Source organism: Pseudomonas morbosilactucae, assembly GCF_023241665.1.
In the GTDB taxonomy this organism is placed as follows: Bacteria; Pseudomonadota; Gammaproteobacteria; order Pseudomonadales; family Pseudomonadaceae; genus Aquipseudomonas; species Aquipseudomonas morbosilactucae.
On sequence record NZ_JALQCX010000009.1, the window covers coordinates 153,463 to 168,892 of the forward strand.

Genomic DNA, 15,430 nt, shown 5'->3' on the forward strand with positions numbered 1-15,430 from the left:
GTGCGTAGTGCACAGGGCCGGACGAATTGTCCGAGCCCTAGAAAAGCATTCGGCGCTGTGTTCACAGCGCCGCTTGTCTTACTTGATCAACCCGACCCGCGAGAAACTCGGCAGGTGGCTGAACTTGGGTTCCGGCCAACTCATCCAGACCGCAAAGGCCTTGCCGACGATATTTTCGTCGGGGACCATGCCCTGCATTTCCTTGGGAATGCTGGCATCGTTCCAGTAACGGCTGTCGTTCGAGTTGTCGCGGTTATCGCCCATCATGAAGTAGTGACCGGCGGGAACGGTCCACTGGCCGCCCTGCATCGAGCGATTAATGGCCTTGTGGACCATGTGCTCGGAGTCGCCGACCTGCTCCTTGTACACCGCTACGTCACCCAACTGCGGGTCGTAGACGGTGCCGATCATCTGATCGGTGATCAACTGCCCATTGACATACAGGTGCTTGTCATTGGTATAGCGCACGACATCGCCCGGCAGGCCAATCACACGCTTGATGTAATTGACGCTCGGATCAGCCGGATAGCGGAACACCATCACGTCGCCGCGCTGCGGGTTACCGATCTCGATGACTTTCTTGTCGATCACCGGCAAGCGGATCCCGTAAGAAAACTTGTTCACCAGGATGAAGTCGCCAACGTCCAGGGTGGGCTTCATCGATCCCGAAGGAATCTGAAACGGCTCCACCAGGAACGAACGCAGCACCAGCACCAGGAACAACACCGGAAAGAACGACTTGCCGTACTCAACCAGCAGCGGCTCTTTGTTCAGCTTCTCGACCACCACGACATCAGGCTGGCTGACGCTGTCCTGATAGGACGCGATGGCCGTCCGCCGACGCGGGGCGAAGAACACCAGATCGAGCAACGCCAGAAGACCGCAAACGGCGACAGCGATAACCAGCAACAGCGGGAAATTTAGTGACATAGGACCTAACTATCCAACCTGAGCACGGCAAGGAAGGCTTCTTGTGGAATTTCCACGTTGCCCACTTGCTTCATGCGTTTCTTACCGGCCTTCTGCTTCTCCAACAGCTTGCGCTTACGGCTAACGTCACCACCGTAGCATTTGGCCAGTACGTTCTTTCTGAGGGCCTTGACCGTTGTCCGAGCCACAATCTGCCCGCCAATGGCGGCCTGGATTGCCACGTCAAACATCTGCCGAGGAATCAGTTCTTTCATCTTTTCGGTCAACGCACGCCCTTTGTAGTGGGCGTTGTCACGGTGCACGATCAACGCCAGGGCATCGACTTTCTCACCGTTGATCAGCACATCCAGCTTGACCAGATTAGCCGACTGATAACGATCGAAATGGTAATCCAGCGAAGCATAGCCACGGCTGGTGGATTTCAGTCGGTCGAAGAAGTCCAGCACCACTTCGTTCATCGGCAAGTCGTAGGTCACTTGGACCTGGGTGCCGAGGAACAACATGTCGTGCTGCACGCCACGCTTCTCGATGCACAGGGTTATGACGTTACCCAGGTGCTCTTGCGGCACAAGAATGTTGGCCCGCACGATCGGCTCGCGCATGTCTTCAATGGCCGACAGGTCTGGAAGCTTGGACGGGTTGTCGACGTAAATCGTTTCACCGTTCTTCAGCAGCAGCTCGAAAATAACCGTCGGCGCGGTGGTGATCAGGTCCAGGTCGTATTCGCGCTCCAGGCGCTCCTGGATGATCTCCATGTGCAGCATGCCGAGGAAGCCGCAGCGGAAGCCGAAGCCCAGGGCGTCGGAGCTTTCCGGGGTGTACTGCAGCGACGAGTCGTTCAGGGTGAGCTTTTGCAGGGCTTCACGGAAGTCTTCGAAGTCGTCGGAGCTGACCGGGAACAGGCCGGCGTAAACCTGCGGCTGGATACGTTTGAAGCCAGGCAGCACTTCCACGTCCGGCGTCGAGCTCAGGGTCAAGGTATCGCCCACTGGCGCACCGTGAATGTCCTTGATGCCGGCAATGATGAAGCCCACTTCACCGGCCTTGAGGTCAACGGTGGCGGTGTGCTTCGGGTTGAACACACCGACGCTGTCCACCAAGTGGATCTTGCCGGTGGATTTGACCAGGATCTTGTCGCCTTTCTTCACCCGACCGTGGCGCACACGTACCAGGGAGACAACACCCAGGTAGTTGTCGAACCAGGAGTCGATGATCAGCGCTTGCAGCGGGTCTTCGATATTGCCGGTAGGCGCCGGAATGGTGGTCACCAGACGCTCGAGCACCTCGTCCACGCCCAAGCCGGTCTTGGCGCTGCAGGTCACGGCGTCGGTCGCATCGATACCGATGATCTTCTCGATCTCTTCCTTGACCCGCTCCGGATCGGCCTGTGGCAGGTCGATCTTGTTCAGGACGGGCATCACCTCGAGGCCTTGCTCGATGGCGGTGTAGCAGTTGGCAACCGACTGGGCTTCAACGCCCTGGCCGGCATCGACCACCAGCAATGCACCTTCACAGGCCGCCAGGGAACGGCTGACTTCATAAGTGAAGTCAACGTGGCCCGGGGTATCAATGAAGTTCAGCTGGTAGTTCACACCGTCTTTGGCTTTGTAATAGAGGGTGACGCTGTGGGCCTTGATGGTGATCCCGCGTTCACGCTCGAGATCCATGGAGTCCAGAACCTGGGCTTCCATTTCACGCTCGGCCAGGCCGCCGCACATCTGGATAAAGCGATCGGCCAGAGTCGACTTGCCATGGTCAATGTGGGCGATGATGGAGAAATTGCGGATATGACTCAAATCACTCACGGATGAACACTCAAAAAGGCTGCAGGCAAGGCCCGCCGAAAAATAGCCGGGAATTGTACCTGATACTCGGCGCAAGCGTCACGTTCGCCTGTCAGCGGTTGTCAAATGCAAAACGCCCCGGTCTGGCGACCGGGGGCGTTGGCGTTACAGCAAGCAGCGGGCGCCGCGATCAACCGGCCCGGCGTAGCAGCCAGAAGCCCGCCACAGCGCAAATCCCCGCCGGCACCAGCACCGCGAACAACGGCGAAAAGCCGAAGACCAGGCTCGACGGCCCCAGCAGGTCCTGAGCGATGCGGAAGGTAAAGCCCACCAGCACACCGGTGAACACCCGTTGCCCCAGGGTCACCGAGCGCAGCGGCCCAAAGATGAAGGAAATCGCCATCAGCACCAGCGCGGCGGTCACCAGCGGCTGCAACACCTTGACCCAGAACGCCAGCCAATAACGACCGTTGTTCAGGCCCTGGTCGGCCAGGTAATGGATGTAGCCCCACAAGCCGCTGATCGACAACGACTCCGGCGCCATCACCACCGTGCTGAGCAATTGCGGGCTCAAGGCCACGTCCCAACGCTCTTCAGGCACCTTGATGACTTCGGTATGCCCTTCACGGAAGTAAGTGGTGGTGACATCCGTCAGCTGCCAGTAATCCTTCTCGTAACGGGCCTGCCGGGCAAAACTCGACGACAGCATGTGCCGCTGGTCATCGAAGTGGTAACGGGTCACGCCATACAACAGGCCGCTGGGTTGCACGGCGTTGATGTGAATGAACTCTTCGCCCTGGCGGTGCCACAGGCCATGCTTGGAGCTTTGCGCATCGCCGGAGCCCTGGGCCAGGGCACGATTGGCCTGGGCCTGGCTTTCAGTGGCAGGCGCCACGTATTCGCCAATCAGGATCCCCGCCAGCATCAGCACCAGCATCGGCTTCATCACCGCCCAGACGATGCGTCCGACGGACACCCCGGCGGCGCGCATGATGGTCAGCTCACTATTGCTGGCCAGGCTGCCCAGGCCGATCAGGCAGCCGATCAGCCCTGCCATCGGCAGCATCTCGTAAAGACGCCGAGGCGCGGTCAGCAACACGTACCCCAGCACGTCCATCACGGTGTAGCTGTCGCTGACGCTGCCCATTTCATCGATAAAGGCAAACAGCGAGGCCAGCCCGAGAATGATCCCCAGGACGGCCAGGATAGCCAGCAGCACACTGCTGCCGATGTAACGATCGAGCTTAACCACGGGCCATCTCCTTCTCGCCACGGCGACCGGCCAGTTTCAAGCGCAACGGCTCCCAGTACATCAGCCCCAGGCCGATCAGCAAGAACAGCAAGTGCACCCACCACAGCCCCAGGGACGGCGACAACTTGCCCTTTTCCAGGGCGCCACGGGCGGCAATCAGGATGGTCAGGTAAGCCATATAAAGAAGAATCGCCGGAATCAGCTTGAGGAAACGTCCCTGGCGCGGGTTGACCCGGGATAGGGGCACCGCCATCAGGGTCACGATGAACACCAGCAGCGGCAGGGAGAAACGCCACTGCAATTCGGCATGGGCGCGCACATCACTCTTGCTCAGCAGGTCACGGGTGGACATGGCGTCACGATCGGTCACTTCGTCGCTCACGTCCGGCTTGGCCAGCAGCACGCCATAGGTGTCGTACTGGATCACCCGGTAGTCAGCCTCGCCCGGGTTACCGTCATAGCGATAACCGTTCTCCAAGATCAGGTAGCGACTGCCGTCGGGACGGATGTCCTGGTGGCCCTTCTCGGCCACCAGCACAGAGATGCCCTCGTCCTTTTTCTGCTGGCTCAGGCGCTTCTCGGAAATGAACACACCACCCAGGCGGGCACGGTCTTCGGACAACTGCTCGGTGTAGGTGACCCGAGTGCCGTCGTTCAGGGCCTGGAAGCGCCCCGGCACCAGGGTGTCAAATTCGGTCAGGGCGTCTTGCTTGTTCAGCAGCAACTGGAACTGGTTGGCTCCTTGGGGCGCCAGGCCCAGGCTCAGCCAGGCCACCAGCAGGGCCACCAGGGTGGCCGGAATCATGGTGATGCCCAACAGGCGTTGCTGGCTCATACCGGTGGCCGAAAGCACGGTCATCTCGCTTTCGAGATAGAGCCGGCCATAGGCCAGGAGGATGCCGAGGAACAGGCCCAGCGGCAGGATCAGCTGCAGAAAACCCGGCAGGCGAAAGCCCATGATCAGAAACAGCGAACCGGGGTCCAGTGCGCCAGAAGCCGCTTGCGCCAGGTACTTGACGAAACGACCGCTCATGATGATGACCAGCAGCACCGCGCTCACGGCACTCAGGGTCAGCAGGACTTCGCGGGATAGATAACGAAAGACGATCAAACCAGACACTCCAGGGTTGTCAGGCTAAGGCGGCCAAACAAGCAAACGTATCGAGCCGGCCCAGGACGCTGAGCCGCCGAAAAAAGATGGCGCATTATCCTGTGATTGCATGCGCCTGTCACTGCGCTTGCTCAGGCAGGGCTCTAAAGCACCGCACGAGGGTTGTCAGCCTTGGGCAGCGAGGTTCAAACTGGCGGCTTTGTCGTCGGTGCCTGGCGACCCCTTCTTCTATATAGACATAGACAATTTCGGCGCAGGGCCTTGAAGCCCGCGCTCTTTGACCACTGACTCAGGGACCCGACATGGAACTGGTTGTAAAAAGCGTTAGCCCGCAAACCTTGAAAACCGCCACCCTGGTCGTCGCCGTCGGCGAAGGCCGCAAGCTTGGCAGTGTCGCCCAACAACTCGACGAACTGAGCGGCGGCGCCATCAGCGCAGTGCTCAAGCGCGGCGACCTGGCCGGCAAGGTCGGTCAGAGCCTGCTGCTGCACACTGTCGCCAACCTCAAGGCCGAACGCGTGCTGCTGGTGGGCATCGGCAAAGACGCCGAACTGGGCGATCGCCCGTTCCGCAAGATCATCAGCTCGGTACTCAACACCCTTAAAGGTCTGGGCGGCAGCGACGCTGCATTGGCCCTGGACGAAGTCGTGGTCAAAGGCCGCGACAGCTACGGCAAAACCCGCCTGCTGGCGGAAACCCTGGTGGACGGTCAATACAGCTTCGACCAATTCAAGAGCCAGAAAGCCGAACCCCGGGCCCTGAAGAAAATCACCCTGCTGACCATCAAGGCCGCCCAGGCTGAAGTCGAGCGCGCCGTGACCCACGCCACCGCCATCGCCCATGGCATGGCCTTCACCCGCGACCTGGGCAACCTGCCACCAAACATCTGCCACCCGACGTTCCTTGGCGAACAGGCCAAGGCCCTGGGCAAGGAGTTCAAAGGCCTGAAGGTTGAGGTCTTCGACGAGAAGAAAATCAAAGAACTGGGCATGGGCTCGTTCTACGCCGTGGGCCAGGGCAGCGACCAGCCACCACGCCTGATCGTCATGCAATACAACGGCGGCAAGAAATCCGAGAAGCCCTTCGCCCTGGTCGGCAAAGGCATCACCTTCGACACCGGCGGCATCAGCCTCAAGCCGGGCGCCGGCATGGATGAAATGAAGTACGACATGGGCGGCGCGGCCAGCGTCTTCGGGACCCTGCGCGCAGTGCTCGAACTCAAGCTGCCGATCAACCTGGTGTGCATCCTGGCCTGCGCCGAGAACATGCCCAGCGGTGGCGCGGCCCGCCCTGGCGACATTGTCACCACCATGAGCGGCCAGACCGTGGAAATCCTCAACACCGACGCCGAAGGCCGCCTGGTGCTGTGCGACGCCCTGACCTACGCCGAGCGCTTCAAGCCTCAATCGGTGATCGACATCGCCACCCTGACCGGCGCCTGCATCGTTGCCCTGGGCTCCCACACCTCGGGCCTGCTGGGCAACAACGACGAGCTGATCGGCCAACTGCTGAGCGCCGGCCAACAGGCTGACGACCGCGCCTGGCAACTGCCGCTGTTCGACGAGTACCAGGAGCAACTGGACAGCCCGTTCGCCGACATCGCCAACATCGGCGGGCCTAAAGCCGGCACCATCACCGCCGCCTGCTTCCTGTCGCGCTTCGCCAAGCAATTCAACTGGGCGCACCTGGACATCGCCGGCACCGCCTGGACCAGCGGCGGCAAGGACAAAGGCGCCACCGGCCGCCCAGTTCCCCTGCTGACCCAGTACCTGCTGGACCGTGCCAAAGCCTGAAAACCATGACCTCGAAGAGCGCCGTCGATCGGCGGCGCTTTTCCAGGCTCAGGAACCGCAATGACCAAAGTCGACTTCTATATCCTGCCCAGCGCGGATCCTTCAGCGCGCCTGGATTTCGCCTGCAAGCTCACTGAAAAAGCCTGGCGCATGGGCCACCGTATCTACCTGCATTGCAGCGATGCCGAGCAACGCGACGACCTGGACGCCCGCCTGTGGCGCTTCAAGGGTGAAACCTTCGTGCCCCACGGCCCGGCGGAAAGCGAGCCCGACAGCCTGATCGTCCTGGGGTTGAGTGAAGACCCAGGCACGCACAACGACCTGCTGGTAAACCTGGACTTGAAAGTGCCGGCCTTTGCCGGACGTTTCGCCCGGATTGCCGAGGTGGTGGTGGAAGATCCGACTATTCGTCAGGCCGCCCGCGAGAGTTTCCGTTTCTACCGCGAACAGGGCTATCCTCTGCAAGATCACCGTTTACAGCGACTCTGAGCACCCGATGGACACTTCCAATCCGCTGCAAAAGTCCGCGCACCTGCTGGATGACCTCGAGTCGATCCGCCAACTGCTCGGCGATGACAACCTGCAACCGCCACTGCTGACCGAGACCGTCAGCGGCGATGTGCAAATCCCCCTGCTGTTCGACCTGGTCGGCGACAAGCAACCGGTCGCCGCCGCTGAAACCCCAGAACCTTCCCCCGCCCCGGTTCAGCCTCCCGCAGCCAGCCCTGCCCCTGCTCTCACTCCGGCTCCCGCCGCCGCGCCAGCACCGACCGTCGTCAACAAAGGGCCTGACGCCCTGCTGCACCTGGACAGCGAACTGCGCGCCGCCGCGCAATTGATCATGCAAGACGTGATCGACGACTTCGCCCCCCATATCGAAACCGAAATCAAGCGTCGCCTTGAAGCCAGGATGGAACGGTTGCTCGCCGCAGCGACCAGTCACAAGTCCTGAGCCACCGTCGCCAGCCGCACGAAAAGCCGAGGCGCAGCGTGCCTTTTGCCGCTGATGGCTGGTAGCTTGCGGCTGGGCGGGTCCGCTATACTTCCCGGCTTTTCCTGAATAAATGCCAATAGGGTCCCGCCGCGCATGGATAAGACCTACCAGCCGCACGCCATTGAAACTTCCTGGTACCAAACCTGGGAGTCCGAGAATTACTTCGCCCCGCAAGGCGCGGGCGACTCTTACACCATCATGATTCCGCCACCGAACGTCACTGGCAGCCTGCACATGGGCCATGGCTTCAACAACGCAATCATGGATGCCTTGATCCGCTTCCGCCGCATGCAGGGTCGCAACACCCTGTGGCAACCGGGCACCGACCACGCCGGTATCGCCACGCAAATGCTGGTGGAGCGTCAGATCGAAGCCCAGGGCCAGAATCGCCATGATTTGGGCCGGGAAAAATTCCTCGAAAAAGTCTGGGAATGGAAGGATCAGTCCGGCGGCAACATCAGCCGCCAGATCCGCCGCCTGGGCTCCTCAGTGGACTGGAGCCGCGAGCGCTTCACCATGGACGACGGCCTCTCGGAAGCCGTGAAAGAAGCCTTTGTCCGCCTGCATGAAGATGGCCTGATCTACCGCGGCAAGCGCCTGGTCAACTGGGACACCAAGCTGCACACGGCGATCTCCGACCTGGAAGTGGAAAACCACGACGAGAAAGGCTTCCTGTGGAACCTGCGCTACCCGCTGGCCGACGGTGCCAAGACCGCTGAAGGTCTGGATTACCTGGTCGTGGCCACCACTCGCCCGGAAACCATGCTCGGCGACTCCGCTGTCGCAGTGAACCCCGAGGACGAACGCTACAAAGCCCTGATCGGCCAGTTTGTCGAGCTGCCCCTGGTGGGCCGCCGCATCCCGATCATCGCCGACGACTACTGCGACCCTGAATTCGGCACCGGCTGCGTGAAAATCACCCCGGCCCACGATTTCAACGACTACGAAGTCGGCAAGCGCCACAATCTGCCGCTGCTGAATATCTTCGACAAGAACGCGGCCGTGCTGCCGGCCTGCCAGGTGTTCAACCTGGACGGCACCTTGAACGAAAGCATCGACGGCAAGATCCCGGCCGAATACGCCGGCCTTGACCGTTTTGAAGCGCGCAAGCAGATCGTGGCCGCCTTCGACGCCCTGGGCCTGCTGGTCAGCGTCGACGACCACGCGTTGAAAGTGCCGAAGGGCGACCGCTCCGGCACCGTTATCGAGCCGTGGCTCACCGACCAGTGGTACGTCTCCACCAAGCCGCTGGCAGAACCTGCCATTGCCGCCGTGGAAGACGGCCGTATCGCTTTCGTACCCAAGCAGTACGAGAACATGTACTTCTCCTGGATGCGCGACATCCAGGACTGGTGCATCAGCCGCCAGCTGTGGTGGGGCCACCGCATCCCGGCCTGGTACGACGAGTCGGGCAAGGTCTATGTCGGCCGCGACGAAGCCGAAGTCCGCGCCAAGCACAACCTCGGTCCGGACGTTGCCCTGCAACAGGACAACGACGTGCTCGACACATGGTTCAGTTCGGGCCTGTGGACCTTCTCCACCCTGGGCTGGCCAGAGCAGACCGACTTCCTCAAGACCTTCCACCCGACCGATGTGCTGGTGACCGGTTTCGACATCATTTTCTTCTGGGTTGCCCGGATGATCATGCTCACCATGCATTTGGTGAAAAACGAAGACGGCACCCCGCAAGTCCCGTTCAAGACTGTGTACGTGCACGGCCTGGTTCGCGACGGCCAGGGCCAGAAGATGTCCAAGTCCAAGGGCAACGTGCTTGACCCGCTGGACATCATCGACGGCATCGAACTCGAAGCCCTGGTGCAGAAGCGCACCACCGGTCTGATGCAGCCCAAGCTAGAGAAGCCCATCGAGAAGCAGACCCGCGCCGAATTCCCCGACGGCATCGCCAGCTACGGCACCGACGCCCTGCGCTTCACCTTCTGCTCCCTGGCGTCCACCGGTCGCGACATCAAGTTCGACATGGGCCGCGTCGAAGGCTATCGCAACTTCTGCAACAAGATCTGGAACGCCGCGCGCTACGTGCTGGACAAGGGTGAAGACTGCGGTCAGAACGGCGAGGCCTACGAGCTGTCCCTGGCTGATCGCTGGATCATCTCCCAACTGCAGCGCACCGAAGCCGAAGTGACCCGCCAGCTCGACCAGTTCCGTTTCGACCTGGCCGCCCAGGTGCTGTACGAGTTCATCTGGAACCAGTACTGCGACTGGTACCTGGAGCTGTCCAAGCCCGTGCTGTGGGACGAGAACGCGCCGGTTGAACGCCAGCGCGGCACCCGTCGCACCCTGGTGCGCGTGCTGGAAGTGGCCCTGCGCCTGGCGCATCCGTTCATGCCGTTCATCACCGAAGAAATCTGGCAGCGCCTGGCGCCGCTGGCCGGTGCCGAAGGCAAGACCATCATGCTGCAGCCATGGCCGGTAGCCGTCGAGGCCCGCATCGATGCGGCCGCCGAAGACGACATCGAATGGCTCAAGGGCGTGATGCTCGGCACTCGGAGCATTCGTGCGGAAATGAACATCGGCCCGGGCAAGCCCCTGGCCCTGTTCCTGAAGAACGTCAACGCCGAAGACCAGCGTCGCCTCGACGAGAACCTGCCACTGCTGAAGAAGCTGGCCAAGCTCGAATCCATCACCGTGCTGGCGGCAGGCGAAGAAGCTCCGCTGTCCGCGACCGCCCTGGTCGGTGAAATGGAAGTGCTGGTGCCAATGGCCGGCCTGATCGACAAAGGTGCCGAACTGGCGCGCCTGGACAAGGAAATCCAGCGCCTGCAAGGCGAAGTGCAACGGGTCGGCGGCAAGCTGTCCAATGCCTCCTTCGTCGACAAGGCTCCGGCCGAAGTCATTGACAAGGAACGCGCCAAACTGGCCGAGGCCGAACAGGCCCTGAGCAAGCTGGCGGAGCAACACGCGCGGATTTCCAGCCTGTAACGCTGAACACCGTGATGTAAAAAAGGGAGGCCCGCGAGGGTCTCCCTTTTTTATGGCAAAAAAACCATCAAAACACCCGATCCGGCAGCCCGGATCATCACTTGTCGCTTGTAGCTTGAAACTTACCGCCACTCCTGTGTGACAATGCCCGCCACTTTGAACCACCCCCGAATCGATCCCCCATGACCGCCCCCAGCACACCCAAAGCACCGCGCAAGAAGCCAAAACCCGCCACCACGGCCAAGGCCGTGGTTCCTCGGAAAGAGGCCAGCCTGCACCCGCGTAACCGCCACCAGGGCCGTTACGACTTCCCGGCGCTGATCAAAACCACGCCAGAACTGGCCCAGTTCGTGATCCTCAACCCGTACGGCAAGGAAAGCATCGACTTTGCCAGCCCCGACGCAGTGCGGGTGTTCAACCGGGCGTTGCTCAAGGCCTTCTACGGCATCAATCACTGGGACATCCCGGCTGATTATCTGTGCCCACCGGTGCCAGGGCGTGCCGACTATGTGCACTTCCTCGCCGACCTGCTGGCCAGCGTCAACGAGGGCGTGATCCCTCGCGGCGCGCCGGTCAAGGTGCTGGACATCGGCATGGGCGCCAACTGCGTCTACCCGTTGATCGGCTACAGCGAATACCGCTGGCATTTCCTCGGGTCGGAAGTCGACCCGATTGCCGTGGCCTCCGCCAAGGCGATCGTGCAGTCCAACGGACTGAACAAGGCAATCCAGCTGCGCCAGCAAAGTAATCCCAAGCAGATCCTGCTGGGGCTGCTGGAGCCGGGCGAGCGCTTTGACCTGACCATGTGCAACCCGCCGTTCCATGCCTCCATGGATGAGGCGACCAAGGGCAGCGAGCGTAAATGGCGCGCACTGGGCAAAGCCGACCCCAAACGCAAGTTGCCGGTACTGAACTTCGGTGGCCAATCGGCAGAACTGTGGTGTGAAGGCGGCGAAGCGCGCTTTGTGACGCAACTGATCGCTGAAAGCGCGCATTTCCAGCACAAAGTACTGTGGTTCAGCACGCTGGTGTCGAAAGCGTCGAACCTGCCAGCCATTCAAACCGCGCTGAAAAAAGCCGGTGCCCTGGAAAGCCAGGTCGTGGAAATGTCCCAGGGGCAGAAGCAGAGCCGCTTTGTCGCCTGGACCTTCAAGGACAAGGCACAGCAACAGGCCTGGCGCCAGGAACGCTGGGCGCAGAAGGACTAGTACGAAGAACAGCGAAGAGGGACATTCACGAGAGATGAAGCGGCGATTTACCTTGCGTAAATCGTTGCGCCCTTGAGCGGGCAAACCGTGTCAGGAAGGCTCCGTGACACGGTTCTACTGCAAGTCTTACTTGTTAACAGCGTCGGTCAGGCCTTTAGCCACAACCAGCTTGATAACTTTCTTGGCAGCGATTTCGATGGCAGCGCCAGTCGAAGGGTTACGGCCAGTACGGGCAGGACGCTCGGTCACTTTCAGCTTGCCGATACCTGGCAGAGTGATTTCGCCGCCATTTTCCAATTGATCAGCAACGATCTGAGCCAGTTGGTCCAGAGCGTTACGCGCGGTGGTTTTCGGCGCGTCGATAGCTTCAGCGATATCAGCGATCAGTTGGTCTTTAGTAATAGCCATTGTGGTGTTCCTTCCCTATCAAATTCATTTGGATTGCAGAGTGCAGTGTCAGCCATCGAGCCAGATCTTTTGGGTCTGGCACCCCGGTCACAACCACGACAGATCGGGGTTATAGATACCGAAATCAGGGTTTGGTTCGACCCGACAAATGCTGAATGCACGCTTAACGCTGAGACATCGCGTAAGACGGGGCAAAACTAGCACAGAGACGGGGAAATATCCGCCTCTACCTAGCCATTTGGTCAGCTTTATTGCTCTAAATCGGTAAAAAAATGCATAAGGCCGACCGGAGACCCGCCGATGGCCTGGCAAACCACGCCAAAACCAATGGGTGCGGTACACTGCGCACTTTTTCGGGGAGCGCGCCCTCCCCCATTCAACCAGCCGAGAAGCCCATGCCGATCCGTCATTGCATCGTCCACCTGATCGACAAAAAACCCGACGGCACACCCGCAGTTCTTCATGCCCGAGACTCCGAACTGGCTGAGTCCGCCGCGATCGAGAACATGCTCGCCGACCTCAACGAGAGCTACAACGCCAAGCAAGGCAAAGCCTGGGGCCTGTTCCACCCCGAGTCCGGTGCCTTTCCTTTCAGCGGCTGGCTGAAGGACTACCTCGACGGCGGCCAGGACTTCACCGCGTTCAGCCGGGTGGCGGTGGAACACCTGCAAAAGCTGATGGAAGAATCCAACCTCTCCACCGGCGGCCACGTGCTGTTCGCCCACTATCAGCAAGGCATGACCGATTACCTGGCCATCGCTCTGCTGCACCACAGCGAAGGCGTGGCGGTCACCGACGAGCTGGACGTGACCCCATCCCGGCACCTGGACCTGGGCCAGTTGCACCTGGCGGCGCGGATCAATATCTCCGAGTGGCGCAACAACCAGCAGTCCAAGCAGTACATCTCGTTTATCAAGGGCAAGAATGGCAAGAAAGTCTCGGAGTACTTCCGCGACTTTATCGGCTGCCAGGAAGGCGTCGACGGCCCCGGTGAAACCCGCACCCTGCTCAAGGCCTTCAGCGACTTCGTCGAGAGCGAGGACCTGCCGGAAGAGTCGGCCCGGGAGAAAACCAAGACCCTGGTGGATTACGCTAGCAGCCAAGCCAAGCTCGGTGAACCCATGGGCCTGGAAGAGTTGTCGGAACTGATCGACGAGGACCGACCCAAGGCCTTCTACGACCATATCCGTAACAAGGACTACGGCCTGTCCCCGGAGATTCCGGCGGACAAACGCACCCTCAACCAGTTCCGCCGTTTCACCGGCCGGGCCGAGGGCCTGTCCATCAGTTTCGAAGCGCACCTGCTGGGTTCGAAGATCGAATACGACGAAGAGGCCGGGACCTTGATTATCAAGGGCCTGCCGACCCAGTTGACCGACCAGCTCAAGCGTCGCAACTGATGCTCCAAGGCGTACTGAAGAAGTTCCTGCTGATCCTGTTACTGGTGGTGGTCTATCAGAACTGGGGCAAGATCGAGCGGGTCTTCAACCCGTCGGCGGTGGTTTCCGAAGAGATTCGCGCCAAGGCCAAGGTGGTGCTCTACGCCACCGACTGGTGCGGCTACTGCAAGGCCACCCGGCGCTTTCTCGATCAAAAAGGCATCCCGTACCAGGAATTCGACATCGAGAAAGACGTCAATGCGCGCAAGGCCTACAGCGCATTGGGCGGCGCCGGGATTCCGATCCTCGATGTGAACGGCACCCTGCTCCGCACCTACGACCCCGACGCCATCATGGCTGCCTTGACCCCGTAGGGGCCGCCACTGAGCCTTGCGCTGGATTCAGCAACGGCATCGCTGGCAAGCCAGCGCCTACAAGGGGGATATGGGTTTATTGGGGCTGGATGCGAAAGCCCAGGCGCGGGAAGTGCACGTGGACCTCGCCGGCACGCGGCTCCTGGCGACGCAGAATCAGCTCTTCCGTACCGGCGAACAACAACTCCCCTACCACCGGATCGACGCCATAGTCGGTCGCCGCAATCACCACCTGCTGCCCTGCCTTGAAGCCATTGGGGTCGACCCACGACTCGTCCGGCAACGCCGCCGGCGTGGCGTTGCGGGCCACTTCCAGGGCCTCTTCCGAACTCATCTCGCTGGAGGCGCCGTGACCAAAACCCAGCACCCGGGCCAGCCAGGCCGAGACCGCCGGGTAAGCATCCACCAACGGCGCAGTCACCGGCGTGCCTTTGAGGAACCACAACGGGTGAGCCAGGGCAAAGTCGGCAATCGACGGTTCGCCGAAGAGGTAGTCGCCCTGCTCACGCTGCAACTGCAACTCCAGGCGCGCCATCAACGTCGGCCATTGATGCTGGGCCAGCTCCAGCGGCACCCGCGTCGCGCTGCCGCCACTGAACAAGCCTGCGCGATCAGCGATAAAGGCCTTGAGGGCTTCGGGGGGCAATTTACCGAAACGCACCGCTGCCGACTCCGGCTGGAACACCAGGCTCACCGCATGCTGGAACACCACAGAATCGATCCAGGCGGCGAAGGTGGCGACGATCATTTCCTGGCCTTCGGGGAACAGTGCCGGCGAGGCTTTTTCCTGCTCCAGGCGGCGGGCAATCAGGGCCGTGTCACAGTAGATATCGGCACCGACCTGCAGCACTGGGGTCTTGCGATAGCCACCGGTCAAGGCAGTCAGATCGGGTTTGGGCATCACCGGGGAAATCTTCACGGAACGCCAGGACAGGCCCTTGAAGCCCAGCAGCAGGCGGGCTTTTTCCGCAAAAGGAGACGTCGGGTAATGATGGAGAATCAACTCTGACATGCTGGGATCCGTCGCACGGGTAGGAGAGATTGAGCTTAGCGCGCAATGACTGAGCAGCCTACCGATCCGCCTGATGAGCCCGTATCAGTCAGCGTGATAAGCCCGCCGCCGCAGCCGTCGCCACCAGGCATTCCTTGGCGCTCTTTTTAAGCCTCTTGATCAGGCGTTCCTGGCGCAAGGCTTCGCCTTTATCGCGGCAGGCTTCGGTGTACACCAGGGCCACCGCCGGGCTGGAGAGAAAAAAA

At 60.9% G+C, this 15,430-nt stretch carries 14 protein-coding genes; 7 read left to right on the top strand and 7 right to left on the bottom strand.

Annotation, left to right across the window (positions count from 1 at the left end; genetic code table 11):
- Positions 1 to 78: 78 nt before the first annotated feature.
- The 4 genes from lepB to lptF all read right to left on the bottom strand — a co-directional run bounded on the left by lepB (position 79) and on the right by lptF (position 5,077).
- A complete protein-coding gene (gene lepB / locus M1B35_RS05725) occupies positions 79 to 930 on the bottom strand; it encodes a signal peptidase I (RefSeq protein ID WP_268261439.1) in 852 nt (283 codons plus the stop codon).
- Between the two features lie 5 nt (positions 931 to 935).
- Positions 936 to 2,735 carry a translation elongation factor 4 gene (gene lepA / locus M1B35_RS05730; protein ID WP_123336891.1) on the bottom strand — a complete coding sequence of 600 codons (1,800 nt, stop codon included), beginning with the start codon at positions 2,733 to 2,735 and terminating at the stop codon, positions 936 to 938.
- Between the two features lie 169 nt (positions 2,736 to 2,904).
- Positions 2,905 to 3,966 carry an LPS export ABC transporter permease LptG gene (gene lptG, locus M1B35_RS05735; protein WP_123336893.1) on the bottom strand — a complete coding sequence of 354 codons (1,062 nt, stop codon included), beginning with the start codon at positions 3,964 to 3,966 and terminating at the stop codon, positions 2,905 to 2,907.
- Complete coding sequence (lptF, locus tag M1B35_RS05740) at positions 3,959 to 5,077, bottom strand: LPS export ABC transporter permease LptF (protein WP_123336895.1); 1,119 nt, start codon at positions 5,075 to 5,077, stop codon at positions 3,959 to 3,961. The genes lptG and lptF overlap by 8 nt, the downstream gene beginning before the upstream one ends.
- A gap of 302 nt (positions 5,078 to 5,379) precedes the next feature.
- On the opposite strand from lptF, the gene M1B35_RS05745 reads away from it, so the two are divergent.
- From M1B35_RS05745 to rlmF, 5 genes are all read left to right on the top strand, one after another.
- Positions 5,380 to 6,870: a leucyl aminopeptidase gene (locus M1B35_RS05745; RefSeq protein ID WP_123336897.1), complete on the top strand. Its 1,491-nt coding sequence runs from the start codon at positions 5,380 to 5,382 to the stop codon at positions 6,868 to 6,870.
- A 60-nt stretch (positions 6,871 to 6,930) separates the two neighbouring features.
- Entirely contained in the window at positions 6,931 to 7,359 is a 429-nt protein-coding gene (locus M1B35_RS05750; protein ID WP_123336898.1) for a DNA polymerase III subunit chi, read from the top strand.
- 7 nt (positions 7,360 to 7,366) lie between these two features.
- A complete protein-coding gene (locus M1B35_RS05755; protein ID WP_268261440.1) occupies positions 7,367 to 7,822 on the top strand; it encodes a DNA polymerase III subunit chi in 456 nt (151 codons plus the stop codon).
- A 135-nt stretch (positions 7,823 to 7,957) separates the two neighbouring features.
- The gene (locus M1B35_RS05760; RefSeq protein WP_268261441.1) at positions 7,958 to 10,804 is read left to right on the top strand and encodes a valine--tRNA ligase; all 2,847 of its coding nucleotides are present in this window, start codon (positions 7,958 to 7,960) and stop codon (positions 10,802 to 10,804) included.
- A gap of 182 nt (positions 10,805 to 10,986) precedes the next feature.
- The gene (gene rlmF / locus M1B35_RS05765; RefSeq protein ID WP_123336904.1) at positions 10,987 to 12,012 is read left to right on the top strand and encodes a 23S rRNA (adenine(1618)-N(6))-methyltransferase RlmF; all 1,026 of its coding nucleotides are present in this window, start codon (positions 10,987 to 10,989) and stop codon (positions 12,010 to 12,012) included.
- Positions 12,013 to 12,138: 126 nt separating this feature from the next.
- On the opposite strand, the gene M1B35_RS05770 is transcribed toward rlmF, so the two are convergent.
- On the bottom strand, positions 12,139 to 12,420 hold the full coding sequence (locus tag M1B35_RS05770; protein WP_003440137.1) for an HU family DNA-binding protein: 282 nt from the start codon (positions 12,418 to 12,420) through the stop codon (positions 12,139 to 12,141).
- A 395-nt stretch (positions 12,421 to 12,815) separates the two neighbouring features.
- Here M1B35_RS05770 and yejK point away from each other — a divergent pair, with 395 nt between their 5' ends.
- Positions 12,816 to 13,820: a nucleoid-associated protein YejK gene (gene yejK / locus M1B35_RS05775; protein WP_123336905.1), complete on the top strand. Its 1,005-nt coding sequence runs from the start codon at positions 12,816 to 12,818 to the stop codon at positions 13,818 to 13,820.
- Positions 13,820 to 14,173, top strand: coding sequence for a glutaredoxin family protein (locus tag M1B35_RS05780; RefSeq protein ID WP_268261442.1), 354 nt, complete (start codon positions 13,820 to 13,822; stop codon positions 14,171 to 14,173). Before yejK ends, M1B35_RS05780 begins: the two co-directional genes overlap by 1 nt.
- Positions 14,174 to 14,249: 76 nt before the next feature.
- On the opposite strand, the gene M1B35_RS05785 is transcribed toward M1B35_RS05780, so the two are convergent.
- Both M1B35_RS05785 and M1B35_RS05790 read right to left on the bottom strand, forming a co-directional pair.
- Positions 14,250 to 15,185, bottom strand: coding sequence for a glutathione S-transferase family protein (locus tag M1B35_RS05785; protein WP_268261443.1), 936 nt, complete (start codon positions 15,183 to 15,185; stop codon positions 14,250 to 14,252).
- 88 nt (positions 15,186 to 15,273) lie between these two features.
- A partial coding sequence (locus tag M1B35_RS05790; protein WP_482827994.1) for a GIY-YIG nuclease family protein occupies positions 15,274 to 15,430 on the bottom strand: 157 nt, incomplete at its 5' end.